The following is a 23,735-nucleotide window of genomic DNA, read 5'->3' as shown; positions in this document are numbered from 1 at the left end:
TCGGATGTCGCGGACGGTGTGCGGGACTCACGCGCGGAGCGTCGCCCCGCCGTCCACGTAGAGGGCCTGCATGGTGATGTGCCGGGCGCGTTCGGACAGCAGGAACTCCACCGAGTCCGCGATGTCCTCGGCGGCCGCGATTCGCCCGAGGGGGATGCCGACCTTGAACTCCGCGAGGTTGCCGTCGATCGCGCCGCGCGCGCCCGCGTCGTCGGTGGGATCGGGCCACAACCCACGCTGCATGTCGGTGTCGGTCGAACCGGGCGCAACGATGTTGACCCGGATTCCGTGCTGCGCCAGCTCGAGACCGGTGACCCGCGCGATCATCGTCGCAGCCGCCTTGGACGCCCCGTACGCGCCCATCCCGGCCCGCGGGACGCCGGCGGCATTGGAGCCGACGACGACGATCGCACCGCCGCGCCGCTCGCGCATCGACGTGCCCACCGCGCGCAGGACGTTGAGCAGGCCGGTCACGTTGACGTCGAACACCCGCCGCCAACTGTCGGGATCGCTGTCGAGTACCGAGCCGGTCTCGAGGGCGCCGGCGACGTGCGCGAGGCCGTGCAGTGGGCCGTGTTGCCCCTCGAGCGCGCGGACGGCCTCGTCCACCGCCGTCGCGTCGCGGATGTCGACCGGGTGGGCGGCCACGCACGCCGGACCCACCAGGGCGCGCGTCTCGGCGACGGCGTCGGCGTCGCGGTCGAGGAGCGCGACCCGCCGGCCGCGGCCGGCCAGCGTCGCCGCGGTGGCGCGGCCGATTCCCCGGCCCGCGCCGGTGACCAGGCACAGGTTCATCGGGTGACCCCCAGTGCGTCCAGGACGGTGGTGAACTTGGTGGAGGTCTCGGCCAGCTCGTCCTCGGCGACGGAATCGGCGACGATGCCGCCGCCGGCGTACGCGGTCAGGCCGGTACCGTCGGCGTCGATCCGGGCACATCGGATGGTCACCATCCACTCGCCGTCGCCGCGTTCGTCGCACCAGCCGACGGCACCGGCGTAGAAGCCGCGTTCGCCCTCCATCTCGCGGATCATGTCGAACGCGTCGACGGTGGGGGTCCCGCAGATGGCCGGGGTGGGGTGTACCGCGAGCGCGAGATCGAGGGCGGTGATCGACGGGTCGCGCAGGATGCCCTGGATCGGGGTACCGAGATGCCACAGCTGGGGGGTGTGGGTCAGCGTCGGGCGGGTGGGAATGTCGAGGTCGCTGCACAGCGGGGCGAGGCGGTCCCGAATCGCGTCCACGACGTACCGGTGCTCGCGCAGATTCTTGGCGGACGCGCCGAGCTCGCGGCCCGACTCCCAGTCGTCGATCGGATCGTCGAGGCGCGGCGCCGAGCCGGCGAGCGGGTGGCAGCTCACGGCGGATCCCTGCTTCCGGATCAGCACCTCGGGGCTCGAGCCGACCAGCCAGTGGTCGGTGTGGCACTCGCCGGCTGCCGACAGATCCACGCAGTACCCGTTGCCGGCGGGATCGTTCGCGATCAGATTCTGCAACAACGCTTCCGGCTCGAGCGGGTGGTGGGTACGCAAGCGCAGGGCGCGGGCGAGCACGACCTTCCGGAGCGGATCACGCTCGTCGCGCAGCCGTGTCAGCGCGGCACGGACACGGGCGACGTGCTCGGCCTCGGCGGGGAGATGCTGTTCCACGGTGCACGTGGGGAGTTCGGCCGTCGACGAGCGGCGCCAGGGCTTCTCGGTGCGCCACAACAGGGCGGGCTCGACGAGCGCCGCCGGCGCGTCGGTGGCGAACGGTAGGGCCCCGGTGAGCGCCGACACGTCACCCGCGCGCAGGGCCCGCGCGGCCTCGGTGGCGTCGTCGAACCGACGAAGGACACCTTCCGCGCGGATGCTGCCCTGAGGCCTGGAGAGTGTGAACGGGGCCGCGGTGGTCCGTCCGGCCCGATACGGGGCGGGAGCTGCGACGACCGGTGCAGGCATGTGCACTCACCTTTCGGTAGCGGTGGCGGGGATCGATCGGATGTGATGCGCCGACTCGTAAGAACATATACGGTTAGCCTAACCTTTGGTACTCTTCGATCTTGGTCAGGCCGGTCGAGGGTGCCGCGTGAAGTGTTACAGCGCAAGTGGATTCGCATCCAGGACAGGAGATCGTCAGTGGCTTCGACCGGCCCGGTGACCTCGGCATTTCCGTTGACTCGGGCCCAGGCCGGCGTGTGGTTCGCTCAGCAGTTGGACCCCGGCAACGCGATCTTCAACACCGCCGAATGTATCGAACTTCGCGGTGACGTGAACGTCGAGCGTCTCGTGGCTGCCGTTCGTGATGCCGTCGACGAGGCCGAAGTGCTCACTGCCGCAGTGGAGATCGAGACCGACGGCTCGGTACTACTGCGCCCCGGTGCGCACTCGCCGGGGCCGGTTCCCGTCGTGGACCTGCGCGATCGCGACGATCCGTGGGGTGCGGCGCAGATCCGCATGTCCGCAGATCACGGCCGGGTGATCGACCCGCGCGTCGAATCCTGTGCACGGGCCGAGGTTTTCCTACTGGACGACCGTATAGTCCTGCTGTACTTGTGCATTCACCACCTCGTGATCGACGCGTACGGATTCGGTCTGTTGATGCGGCGGATCGCCGACATCTACACCGCCGAGGTGCGCGGCGAGGAGCGTCCTGCCTGCAAATACGCGCCGCTCGGGCCCGTCGTCGCGGAGGAACTGGCGTACCGGGAGTCGGGCGACTTCGAGGTCGACCGGGCCTTCTGGACCGGCTACCTCGGCGACGTCGAGAGTGCCGTCACGCTCGCCGAGGGCGAAGCCGGGATCGCCCGCCGCTCGCGTGGAATCCGTCTGACCCTCACCGCCGACCAGCAGCGTGGGCTGTCCGCTGTCGGCAAGGCCACCCGGGCGAGTTGGGGTGACGTGATCACCGCCACGGTGGCCGCGTATCTGCACGGCGCGAGCGGGCGCGGCGACATCGTCGTCGGCTTCCCGGTGATGAATCGACTGGGCAGCGCGTCGATGGCGGTGCCGATGTCGGCGGTCAACGTCGTGCCGCTGCGGCTCGCACCGGCACCGGGACGGACCGTCGCCGACCTCGTCGGACAGGTGCGGGACGCGATCGGTCTGTGCCGCAGTCACTATCGGTACCGCGGCGAGGACATCCAGAACGATCTGCGTCTGCCCGCGGGGTCGGCCGGAGTGGTGGGGCCGTCGATCAACATCAAGCCCTTCAGCGACCGGTTGCGGTTCGACGACCTGCACGCCGCGGTGCACTCGGTGGCACGTGGACCGCTCCAGGACCTCATGGTGACCGTGCGTCCGCTCGACCACGTGGGCGGACTCGAGGTCTGGGTGGACGTCGACGCCGAGCGCTACACCGAGACCGAACTCGCCACCCACGCGCGCCGGATCGCCCACCTGATCGAGTCGATCGGGGGCCTCGACGAGCCGCAGGTACCGCTCGCGCGACTGCCCGCCCTGCGTCCCGACGAGCGGGCCGCGCTGCTCGCGGCCTCGGCGGGGCGGACCCTGCCCGTCCCCACGGGGTCGACGCTGCCCGATCTGCTGCAGACCCAGGTGCTCCGCGACCCGCACGCGCCGGCCGTCCGTGACGACGTCACGGCGCTCACGTTCGGGGAACTCGCGGCCCGGGCCAGGCGTCTGGCCCGCGTCCTGCTCGCCCGGGGACTCGGCCCGCACCGCCGGGTCGCGGTCGCGCTGCCCCGTGGCGCCGACACGGTGGTCGCGTTGTTCGCGGTCCTCGAGGCGGGTGGCACGTGCGTCCCGATCGACCCCGACCATCCGGCCGAACGGATCGGGCACGTGCTCGCGGAGACGGCGCCGGGCTGCATCATCACCGGTGGTGATGCGGCGCAGCGCATTCGAGCGGCCGCGACGGACGCCGGGCTGGGCGATGTCCTGCTCGTCGACGCGCACGCGCCGACGTCGGGAGAGGACGGGCCGCTCACGGCCGCCGAGCGCGGGCACGTCCTGCACGACCTCGACGTCGCATACATCATCCACACGTCCGGGTCCACGGGCCGACCCAAGGGGGTCGAGGTGCCGCACCGCGGCGCCGTCAATCTGTTCCACAGCCATCGCGACCGGGTGTTCTCGCGGGCCTGCGAGGTGGCCGGCCGGGACCGGCTGCGGGTGGGCCACGCGTGGTCGTTCGCCTTCGACGCGTCGTGGGGTCCGCACCTGTGGATGCTCGGCGGGCACGAACTGCGGGTGGTGGACGAGCTGACGCAGCACGACCCCGAACGTCTCGCGGCGCTCGCGCGGGACGAGGGCTGGCACTTCGTGGAACTGTCGCCCTCGCAGCTCGAGCACATCGTCGACGCCGACCTGCTGCCCGGCGACACCGTCCCGACACTCGGGTTCGGCGGCGATGCGGTGAGCGGGAACCTGTGGCGGCGGCTGCGGGACCGCGGCGGTACGGCCTTCAACTTCTACGGCCCCACCGAGGGCACGGTCGACGTGGTGGTCGCGGAGATCTCCGATGCCGCCGACCCGGTGATCGGCACACCCGTCGCGAATCTGTCCGCCTACGTGCTCGACACGGGCCTGAACCCGGTAGCGGACGGGGTGGACGGCGAGCTGTACGTGGCCGGGCCCGGCGTCGTGCGCGGCTACCTCGGCGCCCCGGCCCTGACGGCTTCGCGGTTCGTCGCGAACCCGTTCCGCACCGGCGCCGGCGACGACGCCCGGATGTACCGGACCGGGGACGTGGTGCGCCGGACCTCGGACGGGCAGATCGTCTACCGCGGCCGCAGCGACCACCAGGTCAAGATCCGCGGCTTCCGGGTGGAACTCGGTGAGGTGGAGGCGGCGCTGACGCGGCTGCCCGGCGTGAGCCGCGCCGTCGCGGTGACCCGACCCGACGTGTCGGGGTCGGCGCAGCTGGTGGCGTACGTCGTCGGTGGAGACGGCGACCACGCTGCCACTCGCGCACGGGTGGCCGACTGGCTGCCGTCGTACATGGTGCCCGCCGCATTCGTGTTCCTCGCCGAGCTGCCGCTCACATCGAACGGCAAGCTCGACCGGAAGGCGCTGCCGGAACCGGACTTCGGTGCCCACGTCTCCACACGCGGGCCGTCCACCGAGCTCGAGCGGGTGCTGTGCGCGCTGGTCGCGGACGTGCTCGGACTCGACACCGTCGGCGTCGACGACGACTTCTTCCTGCTCGGCGGCCACTCGCTCGCGGCGGCCAAACTGATCGCGCGGGTGCGCGACGCGGTCGGCGTGGAGCTGCCGATCCGCGTGGTCTTCGACAACTCGACGGCGGCCGGGCTCGCCGGGCACTGCGCCGACGCCGTCGGTTCGACTCGCCGCCCCGCGGTACACCGCACCGAGCGCGGTGCACTGTCACCCCTGTCGGCGGCCCAGCAGCGGCTGTGGTTCCAGTTCCGGCTCGAGGGCCCGAGTTCCACCTACAACATCCCGGTCGCACTCCGGCTGCGTGGCGTCCCGGAACCCGACGCCCTGCGCGCTGCGACCGGTGCGGTGCTGCGCCGGCACGAGGTGTTGCGCACCGTGCTCGAGGACGTCGACGGGGTGGGCATGCAGCGTGTGTGTCCCGTACCGGATGCGGTCCCGTTCGACGTGGAACACGTCTCCGCCGACCGCCTGGACGCCGTCCTCGCCGATGCCGCGCGGTACCCGTTCGATCTGGACCGGGAGTTCCCGATCCGGTTGCGCCTGTTGGTGACCGGCGAGGACTCGGTGCTGCTGGTGCTGGCCCACCACATCGCGAGCGACGAACTGTCGACGCCGCTACTGATGCGCGACCTCGGCGCGGCGTACGGCGCCGCCCGCACGGGGCGGTCCCTCGACCGCGTCGACCTGCCGGTGCAATACGCGGACTTCGCGGTGTGGCAGCGTGAACTGCTCGGCGCCGCTGACGATCCCGTGAGCGTGGCCTACGGCCAGCAGGACTACTGGCGCGCGCGATTGGCGGGCATGCCGGAGGAACTGGCGCTGCCCACGGACCGGCGCCGGCCGACGACGTCGACGTTCGAGGGCGGACTGGTGGAACGCAGCGTGTCCACCGATACCGGGCGCGGCCTGCGTGAGGCGGCACGGTCGGCGGGCGTGTCGATGTTCATGCTGACCCACACCGCGGTCGCGGTCGCACTCGCCGGCAGCGGTGCGGGCGAGGATGTCGTGCTGGGCACGCCCACCGCAGGCCGGCCCGCCGTCGAACTCGACGAGTTGGTGGGGTTCTTCGTCAATCTGGTGGTCCTGCGCACCGACCTGTCGGGCGATCCGACGCTCGCCGAGCTGGTCGCGCGGGTGCGTGCAGGCGACCTCGAAGCTTATGCGCACCAGGATCTTCCGTTCGACCGCCTGGTGGAGGCGCTCAATCCGGAGCGCTCCTCGGCCCGGCACCCGCTGTTCCAGGCGCTGGTCCAGCACCGGATGCCGCCGGTGGTGACCGAGTTCGCGGAGCACGATCCGAGTGTCGTCACGATCGACACGGGTGCCGCGATGTTCGATCTCACCTTCGACGTCATCGAGGCGGCCGACGGTGGTCTGCGGGTGCGGATCGAGTTCGCGCGCGACCTCTTCGACGCGGCCACCGTGGACGGCCTGGCGGTTCGGATGATCCGGGTGTTCGATGCGCTCGCCGGTGATCTCGGCACCCGACTGTCCGCGGTGGACCTGCTCGGCTCGGACGAACGTCGCCGGCTGAGTGCCGGTGGACTGGTCCCGGCCGTCGGTTTCGACGACCTCGCGACGACAGCGGAGGCGTTCACCCGCCAGGTGGCGCTGACACCGGACGCGGTCGCCCTCGCCGCAGGGGACGACCGGATCACCTTCGCGGCCCTGGGGCGCCGGGTGGACCGGTTGGCACGACATCTGATCGCGTGTGGTGTCCGCCCCGAATCGGTCGTGGCCCTGCGGCTTCCGCGTGGCACCGACATCGTGGTGGCGGCTCTGGCGGTGTGGCGGGCAGGTGCGGCCTACCTGCCGATCGACCCGGCCTACCCGCCGGATCGCATCGCCCACATGCTCGCCGATGCCGCGCCGACGCTGGTGCTCGACGCGAGCGCGCTGGCCGGTGTCGATCCGGCGCTGTCCGACGAGTTCCTCACGGACGCCGAGCGACTCGGCGTCGCTTGCTCCGACAACGCCGCGTACGTCATCTACACCTCCGGCTCGACGGGCACGCCGAAGGGCGTCGTGGTGCCACACCGCGGTGTGCTGAATCTGATGGCGACGCAGCACCGCCGGACGTTCGGCGACGCAGACGGGCGCCCCCTGCGGGTGCTGCTGACGTACGCGCTCGCGTTCGACTCCGCGATCGACCCGCTGCTGTCGATGCTCGCCGGACACACCCTCCACGTGCTCGACGGCGACCTGGCGGCCGACGCGGCCGGCATCGTCGACTACGTCCGACGCCACCGCATCGATGCGGTCGACTGTGTGCCGCTACTGATGTCGGAGCTGCTCACCGCGGGCCTGCTCGACCCGGCGGCCGCGCATCGTCCGAGTCTGTTGGCCGTCGGCGGTGAGGCCGTCTCCGCCGAGCTGTGGACAGCGCTCGCGGCATCGGACGGCGTACGCGCCACCAACATGTACGGGCCCACCGAATGCACGGTGGACGCCACGATCGGCGACATCGCCGGCTCGAAGGTACACATCGGCGGGCCTGTCGACGGTGCCCGCGCCCACGTGTTGGATCACCGGATGCGGCTGGTGCCGGACGGTGTTCCCGGTGAGCTCTACATCGGTGGCCCCGGTGTCACGCGTGGCTACCTGAACCGGCCCGCGCTCAGCGCCGGACGGTTCGTCGCCGACCCGTTCGGGCGGCCGGGCGAGAGGCTGTACCGCACCGGGGACCTGGTGCGCTGGGTCGCCGGCGCCGCCGGGCCTGTCCTGGAATACCTCGGCCGCACCGACGACCAGGTCAAGATCCGTGGTTTCCGGATCGAGCTCGGCGAGGTGGAAGCTGTGCTCGCGCAACATCCCGCGGTGGTGGCCGCGACGGCGGTCGTCCGCGAGGACGAACCCGGTCGTCGACGGCTGGTCGGCTACGTGGCGGTCTCCGGGAACGTGGACGGGGAGAGCCTGCGTGCCCACCTGGCGTCGAGGCTGCCCGAGCACATGGTCCCGGCCGCCGTCGTGGTGCTCGACGGGTTGCCCGTCACCCCCAACGGCAAGGTGGATCGCCGGGCACTGCCGGTGCCCGACTTCACGGCCTCCGGCAGTGCCCGCGACGCCGGCACCGACCTGGAACGTCGCCTGTGTGCGGTGGTCGCCGACGTCCTCGGACTCGACGACGTCGGCCCCGACGACGACTTCTTCTCCCTGGGTGGCGATTCCATCGTCTCGATCCAGCTGGTGTCGCGGGCCCGCGCGGCGGGCGTGCGCTTCACGGCACGGCACGTCTTCGAGCATCGGACCGTCGCGGGTCTGGCCCGGGTCGCCGAGATCGAGGAAGACGCCACCCTGATCGACCCCACCGCCGGGTGGGGGTCGGTGCCGGCCTCGCCGATCGTGCACGACCTGCTGGACCGTGGCGGGCCGTACGCGCGCTTCGCGCAGTCCCGGCTGCTGCGGGCGCCCGACGGGCTCACGCTCCGTACACTCACCGACGCGGTCCAGGTACTCCTGGACACCCACGACGCGTTGCGTGCCTCGTTCGACGGGCGGCGGCGGACGTTCGAGATTCCCGGGCCGGGAACGGTGTCCGCGGAAGCCCTGGTGTCGCAGGTGGACATCTCCGGGCTGGGGGACGACGAGCGTCGGCGGGCCGTGCTGGACGCGACCGAGAGCCAGTACGGCCGCCTCGATCCGGCCACCGGTGCGATGGTGCGTGTGATGCTCCTCGACGACGGTGGCACGGATTCGGTGGTGGCGGTGGTGATCCACCACCTCGTGGTGGACGGCGTGTCCTGGCGGATCCTGGTGCCGGACCTCGCCGATGCGTGTGCGGGCAAGCCCCTCACCGCGGTGGGGACGCCGCTACGTACGTGGTCCCGCGGACTCGTCGACGCCGCGACCGACCGCCGCGGCGAACTGCCGCTGTGGCGGACCGCCGTCGAGGCCCGGCAGCGGGTGACGATCGGCACCCGTCCCGTGGACCCGCTGCGCGACACCATGTCCCGAACGGCATCCGTCGAGGTGTCGGTGCGCACCGAGGTCACCGAGGCGCTGCTGACGACGGTGCCGGAACGGTTCAACGCCAGGATCGACGACGTCCTGCTCACCGCGCTCGGCCTGGCCGCGGCGCGAGTGTGCGGCCGCGGTTCGCTTCCCGTCCACCTCGAGGGGCACGGCCGGGAGGAGCAGGCGGTGCCCGGGGCCGATCTCGCCCGGACCGTCGGGTGGTTCACCACGCTGTACCCGGTGCTGCTCGACGTCTCCGCTCTGGACGTTCCGGCGGTGTTCGCCGGCAGCAGCGAGGCCGGGGCGGCGCTGAAGACGGTCAAAGAGCAGCTCCGCGGAATCCCCGACAGTGGAATCGGTTTCGGGATGCTGCGCCACCTCGATCCGGATTCGGCGGCGGCATTTCCCTCGGAGGCCGAGCCCGAGATCGGGTTCAACTACCTGGGGCGCTTCACACTCGGTGAGAATGCCGGTGGCGCGTGGACCAGCGCACCTGAGGCAGGCACGCTGGGTGGCGCCTCCGACGGTGCGATGCCGGTCAGCCACGCTGTCGAGATCGGTGCCGTCACCGAGGACACCGCGGGCGGTCCCGTGCTGCGGGCAACGTGGGGGTACAGCCCCGACGTGGTCCCGGCGGCCACCGTGGAGGCGCTGGCGGGGGCGTGGACGGAGGCGCTGCACGCGCTCACGGGACACGCCTCGACGCCAGAGGCGGGCGGGCTGACGCCGTCGGATCTGACCCTCGCGGATATCGATCAGTCCGAGATCGACGAGTTCGAGATGGAATTCCTGTGATTCCGCCCGGTGAGCACGCCCTTGGAACGACGCTCTACTTCGGTTAGCCTAACCAACTGATCTGGGCGACCGCTCGGCACGACGAAGCTTTTCGAGTAAGTAGGAGTCACTGATGCAGGTGAAGATGCGCTGGGCACACCGCGCCGCCGCGATCGGCGCTGCGGCGCTGCTGGCGACCGGACTGGTCGCGTGCGGCAGCAGCGACGACACGGACTCGGGGAGTGAGTCCACCGCGGCCGCGACGACCCGCACCTTCCAGGCCCAGAACGGTGCGATCGAGATCCCGAGCGATCCGAAGAGCATCGTGGCGTGCGGATACGCCGTGCTGCCGCTGATCCAGTCGGGTGCCGACCTCTCGGGCATCTGCGAGTGGACGCGCGAGGACGACAACATGGACGACGCCACCAGGAAGGCCTACGACGCGATCCCGAAGGTCGGTCCCGACGGCGCGATCAGCGAACTGAACTACGAGGCCGTCACCGCCGCGAACCCGGACCTGATCATCCTCGGCGTCCCGTCCCGTGCGCAGTCGGAGGTCGACATGGCCAAGCTGCAGGCTCTCGCGCCCGTCGTCTTCCTGGGTCCGACCACGCCCGCCGAGTGGCGCACGCTCGGTGAGCAGTTCGCCGCCGCCGCGAACGTCAGCGACTCCTACGGCGAGTTCATCGAGCAGTACGATGCGCGCGCTCAGGAGATCTCGACCAAATACCAGGACAAGCTCGGCGGCCTGAAGTTCGCCGGTGTCTGCAACGTCTGCGGCACCGAGCCGGGGGAGTTCGTCCGGGAGTACAAGTCCTCCTACGTCACCAACCTGTTCGACGACCTGGGGCTGCAGTTCCCGGGCACGCCGGACGACCCCGCGGACAAGCATGCCGAGTACGTGTCGAACGAGAAGATCACGGCCAAGCTCGGTGACGCCGACGTCATCGTCTACGGCGTCGAAATGGACGGTTCGCTCAGCCCCGAGCTGCAGGACCTGATGGCGTCGCCGCTGTGGCAGGCCCTGCCCGCCGTGAAGGCCGGAAACCTCGTCCCGGTCAAGCACTCGCACGCTGCGACGCACCAGACCGCGCTGCTCGCGCTCGACTCGATCGACGAGGGGCTCGGCGCGCTGCCCGCGGCCAAGCAGTAGTACCCCTGGCCGCCGCGATCTCGGCCCCCGACGTCCCTACTCGGGGGCCGAGGTCGTCTCTATGCCCGCTCGACCGGAAGTGGATGCCCCGCATGTCCAAGCTCGAAGACGTCGTCCCGCTCTCCCCGCTGCAGCAGGGGCTGCACTTCCTCAGCACCTCCGCGGCGCCCGACGACGCGGACAGTGCTGCGGCACCGAACGATCCGGACGCCTACACGGTCCAGTCGGTGCTGCGGCTGACGGGGGACGTCGACGTCGAGCGCATGCACGCCTCCGCTCAGGCACTGCTCGACCGGCACGCCGCCCTGCGCACTTGCTTCCGTCCGCGGAAGGACGGCCGGATCGCGGGTCTGGTCGTCAAGGACATCGAGGTGCCCTGGTGGAGCGTCGATCTGAGCTCCGAACGCGATCCTGATGCCGCGCTGACCGACCTGCTCGCCGCGGATCTGCGCACGTGGTTCGATCTGGCCGCACCGCCGCTGGTGCGGTGGACCCTCATCCGTGTCGCTGCCGGCGACGTCCGGTTGCTGCTCACCGCGCACCACACCGTCGTGGACGGATGGTCCACGCCGATTCTCGTGCGTGAGCTGCTCGAGATCTACGCGGCCGGTGGCACCGCCGCGAGACTGACGCCCGTCCGCCCCTACCGCGACTACCTCGCATGGCTCGGCCGCCAGGACCACGACAGCGCCCGCGCCCTGTGGCGTGAATCCCTCGCCGGGCTCACGGAACCCACGCTGGTGACCCCGCCCGGGACCACGCGCGACGCGCAGTCCGCCGCCGCGATCACCGTCGACGTCCCCGACGGGCTGACCGCCCGGCTCACCGGGCTGGCGCGTGAGTGCGGTGTCACCCTCAACACCGTCCTGCAGACCGGATGGGCGCTGCTGCTCTCCGGTCTGGTCGGCCGCGACGACATCGTCTTCGGTGCAACCGTTTCCGGCAGGCCCGCCGATCTTCCCGGTGTCGAGTCGATGGTCGGGCTGTTCATCAACACCGTTCCGGTCCGGGTCCGGCTCGACCCCCGGAGCGAGGTCGCAGACCTGCTGCGCCGCGTCCAGTCCGAGCAGTCCCGCACCCTCGACCACCAGTACGTCGGTCTGTCCGAAGTGCAGCGCGAGGCCGGTCTCGGTGAGCTCTTCGACACCCTCACCATCTTCGAGTCGTACCCGGTGGACCGAGACGCCCTCGAGCGCGCGCAGCGAGCCGGTGGGGTCGGGATCGCCGGGGTCGACGCCGTCGACGCGACCAACTATCCTCTGGTCCTCACCGCCGGCGTCGCCGACACGCTCGTCGTCAAGCTCGACTACCGGCCGTCCCAGTTCACCGCGAGCGACGCCGAGACGCTCGGGGCCCGGTTGGTCGCGATCCTCGAGGCGCTCGCCGGCAACCCACGTGCCCTGGTGGCGCATCTCGACGTGCTGCCCGCGCCCGAGCGCGCCCGGGTACTCGGTGCGTGGTCGGTGGCGCCCCCGGCCCCACCTGCCTCAGCGGCCGTCGCTGTCGTCGACCTGCTCGCCGGGCACGACCGTGACCGCATGGCGGTGGTACACGACGGTGAGCAACGGACGTTCGGGGAACTGTCGGTGGCATCCGCGCGCCTCGCGCGGATGTTGATCTCGCGCGGAGTCGGGCCCGACGAGCGGGTGGGGCTGGCCCTGCCGCGGTCGGCGGTCACGGTCGAGGCGATCGCCGCGGTCCTCGCGGCCGGCGGCGCCTACCTGCCGTTGGATCCCACCTACCCGGCGGATCGACTGGCGCACATGGTCGCCGATGCCCGACCCCGGATCGTGTTGACCACCGCGGAGGTGGCGGGCTCGCTCGGCGGTGTGCTCGCCGACGTCGAGGTGCTGGTCCTCGACGACCCTCGCGTGCGCACCGAACTGGCGCGGCTGGCGACCGAGCCGGTGACCGACGCGGACCGGCTCGCACCGCTGCGCCCGGGTCACGCCGCCTACGTCATCTACACCTCGGGGTCGACCGGACTGCCCAAGGGCGTCGTCGTCACGCATGCCAATCTGTCGGATCTGCATGTCGCGCAGCGCGAGACGATGATGCCGACCGACCGGGTCGCGGGCCCGCGGCAGGTGCTGCTGTCGTACCCTTTCGCATTCGACTCAGCGGTGGCGGCCCTCACGTGGCTCTTCGACGGCCACACCCTGCACGTGCTCGCGGACGAGCGGCGTGCCGACACCGAGTTCATCGTCGACTACGTGCGCTCGCACCGCATCGACTCCGTCGACTGCGTCCCCGTCCTCATGAACCAGCTGCTCGACGCCGGCCTGCTCGACCCGTCCGGGCACGTCCCGGCGCAGCTCACCGTCGGTGGTGAAGCCGTCGCCCCGGCATTGTGGCGACGGCTCGCCGCTGCCCGGGACGCGCTCGGCGTCGCGGCCTTCAACTGCTACGGCCCCACCGAGACCACCGTCGACGCCACCTACGCCCCGATCTCCGGAGACAGCATCGCCATCGGCGGTCCGACACCCGGGACCCGGGTGTACGTGCTGGACCGCTGGCTGCGTCCCACCGCGCCCGGCGTGGCCGGTGAGCTGTATGTCGCGGGCGCGGGCGTGACGCGGGGCTACCTGGGCCGACCGGATCTCACGGGCGCCCGCTTCGTCGCGGACCCGTTCGGTGCGGTGGGGGAGCGGATGTACCGGACCGGAGACGTGGTCCGCTGGATCGCGGACGGGCGGCTCGAGTACGTCGGCCGCGGCGACGACCAGGTGAAGGTCCGTGGCTACCGGGTGGAACTCGGTGAGATCGAGGCGGCGCTCGCGGCCACACCGGGTGTCGTCGGCGAGGCCGTCGTCCTGGCGCACAGTGATTCCAGCGGCGTGACACGGCTGGTCGGCTACGTCACCGGTGACGTCGATCCCGCAGCCGTCCGCACCGCGGTGGCCGGGCGGCTGCCCGACTACATGGTGCCCGCGGTGGTGCTCGCGGTCCCGCGGCTCCCGATCACCGCGAACGGGAAGATCGACCGGAAGGCGCTGCCGGAACCGGACTTCGGTGCCCTCGTCGGCTCGAGGGAGCCGCGCACGGACACCGAGGCCACTCTGGCCGCGGTGGTCGCCGAGGTCCTCGATCTCGAGCGAGTGGGCATCGACGACGACTTCTTCACCCTCGGAGGCGATTCCATCGTCTCGATCCAACTCGTCACCCGAGCCCGCGCGGCCGGCATCCGGATCACGGCCCGGCAGGTGTTCGAACTGCGCACCGTCGCGGCCCTCGCCGCCGCCCACGACGCGCCTGACGCCGACGATGCGGCGGCCGCGACGACGCGTTCGGTGGCCGCACCCACCGGCTCGGTGCCACCGACTCCGATCGTGTGGGACACCGTCGAACACGGTGCGAATCTCGACCGCTTCGCGCAGTCACGCCTGCTGATCGCACCCGCCGGGCTGTCGGTGCCGGTGCTGGGGCGCGCGCTGGTCGGCCTCCTCGGCACGCATCACATGCTGCGGTCGCGATTCGCCGTCTCGGGCGGTGTTCCGGAATGGACGGTGCCCGAACAGATCTCGGATCCAGCAGGGCTGATCCGCCGGGTGGAGGTCACCGAGCTCTCCGAAGGAGAGTGGGCCGAACAGTTCGCCACCGAGCGGGAGAAGGCTTACGCGGCACTGAATCCCGACTCCGGGACGATGCTGCAGGTCGTGTGGTTCGACTTCGGTGCGGGACGGCAGGGTCGCCTGTTCGTCGCCGTGCATCACCTCGTCGTGGACGGCGTGTCGTGGCGGATCCTGACCCCGGACCTGGCGACCGCCGTGGACCAGGCGCGGCGCGGGGTTCCGGTGGCCCTCGACGGGAGCGGTACCTCGTTCCGCGACTGGGCCGTCGGGCTCGGCGAGGCCGCAACCTCGGAGCGCGTGGTCGCGACACTGCCGCTGTGGCGCACCGTCGCCGACCTCGCGGAACCAGTGCTCGGCTCGCGCCCGCTGGACCCCACCCTCGACACGGTCGCCACCGCACGCTCGCTCGAGGTGCGGGTACCCGCCGACATCACCGAGCGGGTGCTGACCACCGCGCCGGCCGCCTACCGTGCCGGCGTCGCCGACGTGCTGCTGACGGCACTCGCGCTCGCGGTGGCGTCGGTGCGCGGCGGTGACGCGGTGCGCGTGCACCTCGAGGGCCACGGTCGGGAGGACCAGGTGGTGCCGGGCGCGGACCTGTCCCGAACCGTCGGCTGGTTCACGTCGCTGTATCCGGCAGTCCTCGAACTCGCCGGAGTCGACGTCGACGCGGCCCTGGCCGGTGGGACGGACGCGGGTGTCGCGCTGGCGCAGGTGAAGGACGCGCTGCGCCGGATCCCGGACAGCGGCATCGGCTTCGGCCTGCTGCGCCGGTCCGGCGACACCGCCGGCCACCTCGCCGGGTACCGCGCGCCCGCGGTCATGTTCAACTACCTCGGCCGGATGACGCTGGGGGAGAGCGCGGGAGGTGACTGGTCGGCGGCACCCGAGGCCGGTGCGCTCGGTGGCGCCGTGGATCCGGCGACGCCACTCGAGCACGTACTCGACGTCAACGCCGTCACCGAGGACAGCGAGCGCGGACCGGAACTGGTCTGTGAGTTCACCGCCGCCGCGGAGGTGCTCGGTCACGACGTCGTGACGCACATCGCCGAATCATGGGTCCGGGCACTCGGTGCGCTCGTACGCCACACCGAGTCGGCGGCCCCGGCAGGTCCGACGGCGTCCGACCTGACCCACAGCGGCCTGGCCTACGCCGAACTGCGTTCACTGCGAGATGAACTCGGCTCGATCGAGGACGTGGTACCGCTGACGCCGCTGCAGCGCGGGCTGTTCTTCCTCGCCGAGCTGGACGACGACAGCGACGTGTACGCGATGCAGACGGTGCTCGACATCGGCGGTGAACTCGACGCGGACACCATGCGCCGCGGTGTGCGCGCCCTCCTGGCTCGGCACGCCACGTTGCGCACCGGCTTCCGCACCACCGAGGCGGGCGAGCCGATCGGTGTGGTCCTCGCCGCCCCCGAGGTACCGTGGGCCGAAGTGGATCTCACCGGCCTCACCGAGGCCGACGCCGGCGATCGCAGCACCGAACTGGTGGAGCGGGACCGGATCACCCGGTTCGACGTCGCCACGGCACCCCTGGTGCGGTTCACCCTGATCCGCCTCGCCCCGGACCGGCACCGGCTCGTGTTCGCAGCGCACCACCTGCTGCTCGACGGGTGGTCGTCTCCGCTGCTGATGCGGGAGTTGTTCACCCTCTACGGCTCCGGAGCCGACCTCGGCGTGCTCCCGCCGGTCCGGCCGTTCACCGAGTACCTGGCCTGGCTGTCCGAGCAGGACACCGACGCCGCGTTGCGACGCTGGGTCGAGCTGCTGGACGGAGTGAGCGAACCGACCCTGCTGGCGCCCGCCGGCTCGTCGCTGCGCACGGATCTACCCGCGGAGCACTCGATCTCGGTGCCGACCGGGCTCGCCGCCGCTCTGCAGCGCCGCAGTCGCGCGCTCGGTGTCACCGTCAACACCGTCGTCCAGGCCGCGTGGGGGCTGCTGCTCGGCACCCGGCTCGATCGCGACGACGTCGTGTTCGGTGCGGTGGTCTCGGGACGCGTGCCGCAGGTGCCGGGCATCGAGACGATGATCGGCCTGTTCATCAACACCGTTGCGGTGCGGGTGAACCTGCGCCCGGGTGAACGGGCCGACGAGTTCCTGCGCCGGACCCAGGCCGAGCAGAACCGGGTGCTCGACGACCAGTACGTGGGGCTCGCCGACCTCCAACGCAGCATCGGGATCGGCGAACTGTTCGACACCCTGGTGGTTTTCGAGAGCTACCCGATCGACAGCGACGCCCTCGCCCGGGCCCAGCGGTCCGGCGGGCTCGAGGTGGGCGACGTCCGCGGCCACGACGCCACCAACTTCCCGCTAGTACTCGTCGCTGCCCTCGACGACGAACTCGCCCTCACCCTGGAATACCAGCAGTCGCTGTTCACCGGTGACGAGGTCGACGTGCTGGGACAGCGGCTCGTGCGACTGCTCGAGCAACTGTCGTCCGACGAGGCACTCACGATCGCCGGGATCGAACTCTTCGACGCCGACGAGCGGGACCGGCTGGTGGGGGAGTGGGCCGCGACCCCGTCGGCCCCGGTCACCGGGTGCGCCACCGTGGCCGACCTGCTCGCCGCGCGGATCGTGCAGACCCCGGGCACCGATGCGGTCGTGTTCGGGGCCACCACGCTCACGTTCGCGGCGTTCGGGGCCGCGTCCGCGCGGCTGGCGCGGCTGCTGATCGGCTCCGGCATCGGACCCGACGTCGTCGTCGGTCTGGCACTGCCGCGCTCCGAGCAGATGCTGGTCGCGATCGCCGCCGTGATCGCCGCGGGCGGCACCTACGTGCCCATGGATCCGTCGTACCCCGCGGATCGGCTGGAGCACATGGTGTCCGACGCGGCGCCCACCGTAGTCGTCACCGACACCGCCGTCGCGGCGGCCCTCGCCCCCGTGCTGCGCGGCACCGCGGTCACGGTGCTCGACGACCCCACCGTCGTCGCGACGCTGGCCGCGCTGCCGGCCGACCCGGTCACCGACGCCGACCGGATCGCCCCGCTGGGGCCGGACAACACCGTCTACATCATCTATACGTCCGGGTCGACGGGCCTGCCCAAGGGCGTCGCCGTCACCCACGCGAACCTGCTCAACCTGTTCGAGAGTCACCGCGCCGACCTGTACCGGCCGACGGTGGCGGCCACCGGCCGGGACTCGATCGGGGTGGGCCACGCGTGGTCGTTCAGTTTCGACGCGTCGTGGCAGCCGACACTGTGGCTGTTCGACGGGCACACCGTCCACGTTTTCGACGACGACACCATGCGCGACCCCGAGGCGATGACCGACTACGTCGTCGAGCACGGCCTCGACTTCCTCGAGGTGACGCCGTCGTTCCTCGATCGGATGCTCGCGGCGGGACTGTTCGACCGCGGACATCGCCCGGCGACGGTCGGTTTCGGTGGTGAGGCGGTCAACCCGTCGTCCTGGCGGCGGCTGCGCGAGCTCACCGACGGGCGCGCGTTCAACCTGTACGGGCCCACCGAGTGCACCGTCGACGCACTGGTCGGCCAGGTCACCGAAGCCGACGAGCCGTGCCTGGGGCGTGCGGTGCACGGCGGTCGCGCGTACGTGCTGGACCGGATGCTCCGGCCGGTACCCGCCGGCGGCACCGGTGAGTTGTACCTCGCCGGGGCGGGCGTGGCCCGCGGCTACCTGGGCCGTCCTGATCTGACCGGTGGACGCTTCGTCGCCGATCCGTTCGGGACGGCGGGCCAGCGCATGTACCGGACCGGCGACACGGTCCGACGCGGTGCCACCGGGACCCTCGAGTTCCTGGGCCGCGGCGACGACCAGGTGAAGATCCGCGGCTTCCGGGTGGAACTCGGCGAGGTGGGCGCCGCGCTGGCCGCTGTCCAGGGCGTGCGGGACGCCGTGGTGGTCGCACACACCGACGCTCGCGGCGTGAAACGGCTCGTCGGATACGTCACCCCGGACGGCCCGCTCGACCCCGCGGTGGCCCGCGCCGCCGTCGCCGAGCAACTGCCGGACCACATGGTGCCCGCCGCGGTGACGGTGCTCTCCGAGTTCCCGCTGACCGCGAACGGGAAGACCGACCGGAAGGCGCTGCCGGAACCGGACTTCGGCGCCCTGGTCGGATCGGACGAGCCGCGGACGGAGACCGAGGCGACGCTCGCCGCGGTGGTCGCCGACGTCCTGGCTCTGGACCGGGTCGGCATCGACGACGACTTCTTCGCGTTGGGTGGCGATTCGATCGTGTCCATCCAGCTGGTCTCACGCGCTCGCGCCGCCGGCCTTCGGCTGACCGCCCGTCAGGTGTTCGAGCTGCGGACGGTCGCCGAGCTGGCCGCGGTGTCGGACGCGCGACCGGACGCGGCGTTCGATGCGGCGGCACGCGCACTGGCCGAGACGCCGGCGAGCGGTGACGTCCTGCCGACCCCGATCGTGTGGGAGGCGTTGAACTGGGGCACCGATCTCGGCCGTTTCTCGCAGGCGCGGCTGCTGGTGGCGCCGGAGGGCCTGTCCGTTCCGGTGCTGACGCGCGCGGTCGCGGGTCTGCTCGCGGCACACCCCATGCTGAGGTCGTGCTTCTCGGCGGCCGATGGATCCGTGGAATGGACGGTGCCGGAGTGGATCCCGGACACCGCGCACCTGGTGCGCCGGGTGGACGTCTCCGGGACCCCCGACGCCGAGTGGCCCGCCGCGTTCGCCGCGGAGCGGGAGAAGACGTACGCGGCACTGCGTCCCGAGGCCGGGGTGATGGTGCAGGTGGTGTGGTTCGACTTCGGGCCCGGTCGCGAGGACCGCGTGTTCGTCGCGGTCAACCACCTGGTGGTCGACGGGGTGTCGTGGCGAATCGTCGTCCCGGACCTCGCCACGGCTGTCGAGCAGGCGCGGCTCGGACAGGATGTGGCACTACGGGATTCGGGCACGTCGTTCCGGGCCTGGACCCGAGGACTCGCCGACGCGGCCCGCTCGGACCGGGTCACCGACACGTGGTCGGCCTGGGAACGGGTCGTCCGGCTCGCCGAACCGCAGTTGGGGGCACGTCCGCTCGACCGGACCGTCGACACGGTCTCGGCCGTGCGGTCGGTGCGCTGCCGGATCCCGGCGGCGGTCACCGAGCGTGTGCTGGGCGGGCGGGTGGACGAGACGGCCCTCGCGGCCCTCGCGCTCGCGGTCGCGTCGGTGCGCGGCGGCGACGCGGTCCGCATCGAACTCGAGGGCCATGGTCGTGAGGAACAGATCGTGCCGGGCGCCGACGTCACCCGTGCCGTCGGCTGGTTCACGTCGATGTTCCCGGTCGCCTTCGACCTCGGCGGCGTCGACGTCGCCGGCGTGCTGTGCGGGGACCGGCCGGCGGGGGACGTCGAGGCGCGGGTGTCGAAGGCTCTGGGCGAGATCCCCGACAACGGAATCGGATTCGGACTGCTGCGCCGACTGGCCCCCGCGTTCGCGGACCGCTTCGAGCACTGCAGCCGCCCGCAGATCGTCTTCAACTACCTCGGCCGGATGACGCTGGGGGAGGAGAGCGGCGGCCCCTGGGCCGGTGCGCCCGAAGGGGTGGCACTCGGCGGCTCGGTCGACCCGAAGACACCGCTCGACCACGTCCTGCAGGTGGACGCAGTTGTCGAGGACACTGTGGACGGCCCCGTGCTCGACTGTGAATTCGCCGCACCGGCAGGCGTACTCGACGCCGACACCCTCTCGGAGATCGCGCGGGCGTGGGAGCGCGCTGTCCATGTGCTCGTCGATGCCGGAAAAGCCACGTAACAAGGGAGATCGAAACATGTCCGACACATCCGGAACCCCGTTGAGCCGAGAGGCGATCCTCGCCGACACGGCGCAGATACTCGACGTCGACGTCGCCGAGATCGACACCACGGTGAGCCTGGTCGACCAGGGTCTCGACTCGGTGCGCTTGATGGCACTCGTCGAACGCTGGCGCGACACGGGCGTCGACGTCGACTTCGTTTCTCTGGCATCCGAACCCGACCTCGAGCAGTGGTTCGCGCTGCTCGATCCGCGGTGACCGGCTCGTGGCACTCCTGGAGAAGCTGACGCTGGACCTGGACCCGCTGCGGACCAGTCGCGAGTTCCGGTACATCTTCACCGCACGGGTGGTGTCGCTGTTCGGGCTGGGGTTCCTGATCGTCGCGGTGCCGCTGCAGGTGTACCAGTTGACCGACTCCACGGCGCACGTCGCAGCGGTGTCGACGGTGCTCGGCATCACGACGTTCTGCGCGACGTTCGCCGGTGGCATCCTGGCGGACCGGTTCGACCGCAGGAAGGTGATCGCGATCGCCCGCGGGTGTGCGGGCATCGCCTTCGCGGTTCTCGCGGTCAACGCGTTCCTGCCCGACCCGAGGCTGTGGGTGGTCTACCTGGCCGCGATCATCGACGGCATCTGCGGCGGGATCTCGGCGACGGTCCTGATGGCGGTGACACCGACCCTGTTGCCGCGGAACAAGATGGCGGCGGCGGGCGCCCTGATGGCGCTCACCGGTGATCTGGGCGCGATGATCGGGCCCGCGTTGGGCGGTGCCGTCATCGCATCGGGAGGGGTGGGACTGGCGTTCGCGCTGGCCGCGGTCACCACCGCGGTCACGACGTTCTGCATCACCCGGCTGCCGCCACTGCCGCCCACCCACTCGGGAGGCGAGTCGCCGTTGCGTGCGGTGGCCAGCGGATTCCGGTTCGCCGTGGGGCACCGGGTGATCGGCGGTGTGCTGGTGTGCGGCTTCGTGACGATGCTGCTCGCGGGGTGGGCCGTCCTGATCCCGGAGTACGCCGCCGACGTGCTGCACGTCGGGGCATCGGTGACGGGGCTGCTGTATGCCGCACCGGCGGTGGGTGCGGTACTGGGTTCGCTCACCAGCGGCTGGACCGGCTCCGTCCGTTGGTCGGGGCGCGCGGTGTTCGCGGGCATGCTGCTCTCGGCGGCCGGACTGGTCGGTGCGGGTGGCACCGGTATCGTCGTGGTGACGGTGATCGGTTTGGCGGCACACGGATTCGGTGAGGCCGTCGCCGATATCGTTCGTTACGCGATCGTCCAGAAGCACACCCCCGACGAGTTCGGGGCCAGGATCGCGGGCGTGTGGTCGGCCCAGGTCACGGCGGGGGCGTCGGTGGGTGCCGTCGCGGCCGGCCTGGTGGCCGCGCTGGTGCCGATCGAGGCCGCACTCGCCGTGTACGGCGGCACCGGGCTCGTCGCGGCAGCTGTCCTCTTCACGGCGCTGCGGCAACTGCGGCGGTTCGACGAGCACGCCCAGCCGGTGGATACGGCGCAGGTGTAGTGGAAGGCACTGCAGCGCAATGGGCTGTCGGTGTGCACGACGAGTACTGATGACACGAGAGAAGGGGCCATTCGATGGCAGCGACAGTCCGTGAGGTCGAGGTCTTTCCGATCTGTATACGAGAGGTCGACGTTCTTCGGGTCGAGGACATCACCCCGGGAATGCGGCGTGTGACGGTCGGTGGTCCCTCGATGGACAGCCACGTTCGCGACGGCGTCCTGCTGCCTGCGGTGCGCACCAACGGCTTCGACGACGACATCAAACTTCTCCCGGTCGACCCCAGGACCGGGGCCCTGCCGTTCGAGGTCCCGCGGAACGCCGACAACGGCACCGTCGACTGGCCCACGGGTTCGTTCCAGTACAGCCGGACGTACACCGTGCGCCACTTCGACGAGGAAGCACGCGAGATGGCGATCGATTTCGCGGAGCACGAAGGCGGACTGGCGTCGGACTGGGCGTATCGCGTGCGTCCGGGGGAGAAGATCCTCATGGCCGGGCCCAAGCACTCCTCCAGCCTGCCCCATGACGCCGAGTGGATGCTCGTCGCGGGTGACCAGACGGCCCTACCCGCGATCGCGCGCTGCCTCGAGATGCTCCCCGCCGATCTGCCCGCGACGGTGGTCATCGAGGTCGCGGAGCCGTCACACCGTCAGGAACTGAAGTCCGAAGCGCCGGTGGACATCACGTGGCTGTTCCGGTCCGAGACCGACGGTGAGTCGCGGCTGGTCGAGACCGTGCAGGCCGTCGAGTGGCGGCCAGGGCAGCCGTATCTGTGGGTCGCCGGCGAGGCGCTGACGATCAAACCGCTGCGCCGCTGGGCAAAGCAGGACAAGGCGATCTCGAAGGAGTTCGTCGAGATCGCCGGCTACTGGCGGCACCGCGAAGGGGCTCACCCGGCCGGAGTTTCCGCGGTCGTCGACGTGGCCTCCGAGGACGACGCCGAACAACTGCTGCACGATATGTCGGAGCTGTTGCCGCCTCTGGCGATCAGGACTGCGGTCACCGTCGGGCTGTTCGCCGCGATCGACGGCGGCGCCGAGACCGCGTCGGCCATCGCGGCCGAGTGCGGTACCCACCCGGCTGCCACGCCGAAGCTGCTGCGCCATCTCGTGCTGATGGGTCTCCTGACGGTGGACGGAGATCGTTACGGCCTCACGGACATGGGGTCGATCCTCACCGACCCGGACACGTTCTCCAGCCAGGTCCTGCACTTCGGGAAGATCCACACCAGGCTCGACATGGCGTTTCTGGGCCTGCTCGAGTCGGTCCGGACGGGCGCTCCGGCGGTCGGCCACGGCTTCGTGGACAAGCAGCAGGAGCCCGGCTTCGCGGAGGACTTCCACGACGAGGCCGCGGCGGGCGCGGTCTACCGTGCGCCCGCACTACCCGATTCGGTCGACTTCGAGGACGTGCGTACAGTCGCGATCTACGGAGAGGGAGCCGGGGTGTACGCCGACACCCTCGCGCGTCTGCGGCCCGAGCTCGAAATCTCCCTGGTGGGACTGCCCGCGTCGAACGCCAGGAATCTGGGCGATGTGGCGGCGTCGCGCCGCGACCGGATCGAGCGCGTCGACTGCAGCGAGTTCACCACGCTCGCGGAGTCCGTCGATCTTGCCGTCGTGGTCGACCTGATCGACAGTCACCCCGACCCCGACGCACGCATGCTGCTCGGCGCGCTCGGTGCTTCCGCGCGCCGGGTCGTGCTCGTCACCGATCTGCTCGATCCCCAGACCACCGACGACCACGACACCGAGGCTGATCTGCTGAAGCTGTGTCTGCACGGATCAGGCCGGCGGACCGCGGCCGAGCTGTCCGCGCTCGTAGCGGAAACTGGCTGCGGAACACCGAGATTCGGGGCACTCGGCTGGGGATCGACGGTCGTCGAGTTCGCCGGAACGTGCTGACCGACGGC

The 23,735-nt window shown here is 71.1% G+C and carries 8 protein-coding genes; 6 read left to right on the top strand and 2 right to left on the bottom strand.

The window, feature by feature from the left end; translation table 11 throughout:
• Positions 1-27 precede the first annotated feature (27 nt).
• Both AC1RIF_RS04160 and AC1RIF_RS04155 read right to left on the bottom strand, forming a co-directional pair.
• Positions 28-795 carry an SDR family oxidoreductase gene (locus AC1RIF_RS04160; RefSeq protein ID WP_492600081.1) on the bottom strand — a complete coding sequence of 256 codons (768 nt, stop codon included), beginning with the start codon at positions 793-795 and terminating at the stop codon, positions 28-30.
• Positions 792-1,937: an isochorismate synthase gene (locus AC1RIF_RS04155; RefSeq protein ID WP_492600080.1), complete on the bottom strand. Its 1,146-nt coding sequence runs from the start codon at positions 1,935-1,937 to the stop codon at positions 792-794. Before AC1RIF_RS04155 ends, AC1RIF_RS04160 begins: the two co-directional genes overlap by 4 nt.
• 177 nt (positions 1,938-2,114) lie before the next feature.
• Here AC1RIF_RS04155 and AC1RIF_RS04150 point away from each other — a divergent pair, with 177 nt between their 5' ends.
• The 6 genes from AC1RIF_RS04150 to AC1RIF_RS04125 all read left to right on the top strand — a co-directional run bounded on the left by AC1RIF_RS04150 (position 2,115) and on the right by AC1RIF_RS04125 (position 23,727).
• Positions 2,115-9,866: an amino acid adenylation domain-containing protein gene (locus tag AC1RIF_RS04150; RefSeq protein ID WP_492600079.1), complete on the top strand. Its 7,752-nt coding sequence runs from the start codon at positions 2,115-2,117 to the stop codon at positions 9,864-9,866.
• Positions 9,867-9,978: 112 nt separating this feature from the next.
• Positions 9,979-10,998 carry an ABC transporter substrate-binding protein gene (locus AC1RIF_RS04145; protein WP_492600078.1) on the top strand — a complete coding sequence of 340 codons (1,020 nt, stop codon included), beginning with the start codon at positions 9,979-9,981 and terminating at the stop codon, positions 10,996-10,998.
• 83 nt (positions 10,999-11,081) lie between these two features.
• Positions 11,082-20,300 carry an amino acid adenylation domain-containing protein gene (locus AC1RIF_RS04140; protein WP_492600077.1) on the top strand — a complete coding sequence of 3,073 codons (9,219 nt, stop codon included), beginning with the start codon at positions 11,082-11,084 and terminating at the stop codon, positions 20,298-20,300.
• A gap of 16 nt (positions 20,301-20,316) precedes the next feature.
• Positions 20,317-20,559: a phosphopantetheine-binding protein gene (locus AC1RIF_RS04135; protein ID WP_492600076.1), complete on the top strand. Its 243-nt coding sequence runs from the start codon at positions 20,317-20,319 to the stop codon at positions 20,557-20,559.
• Positions 20,560-20,566: 7 nt separating this feature from the next.
• A complete protein-coding gene (gene entS / locus AC1RIF_RS04130; protein ID WP_492600075.1) occupies positions 20,567-21,823 on the top strand; it encodes an enterobactin transporter EntS in 1,257 nt (418 codons plus the stop codon).
• 74 nt (positions 21,824-21,897) lie between these two features.
• The gene (locus tag AC1RIF_RS04125; protein WP_492600074.1) at positions 21,898-23,727 is read left to right on the top strand and encodes an SIP domain-containing protein; all 1,830 of its coding nucleotides are present in this window, start codon (positions 21,898-21,900) and stop codon (positions 23,725-23,727) included.
• The last annotated feature ends 8 nt before the right edge of the window (positions 23,728-23,735 follow it).

This window comes from Prescottella sp. GW823-FHT02E09, from assembly GCF_058797375.1.
Note: the sequence above shows the minus strand (reverse complement) of the source record. Positions and strands in the feature narration are given on the sequence as shown.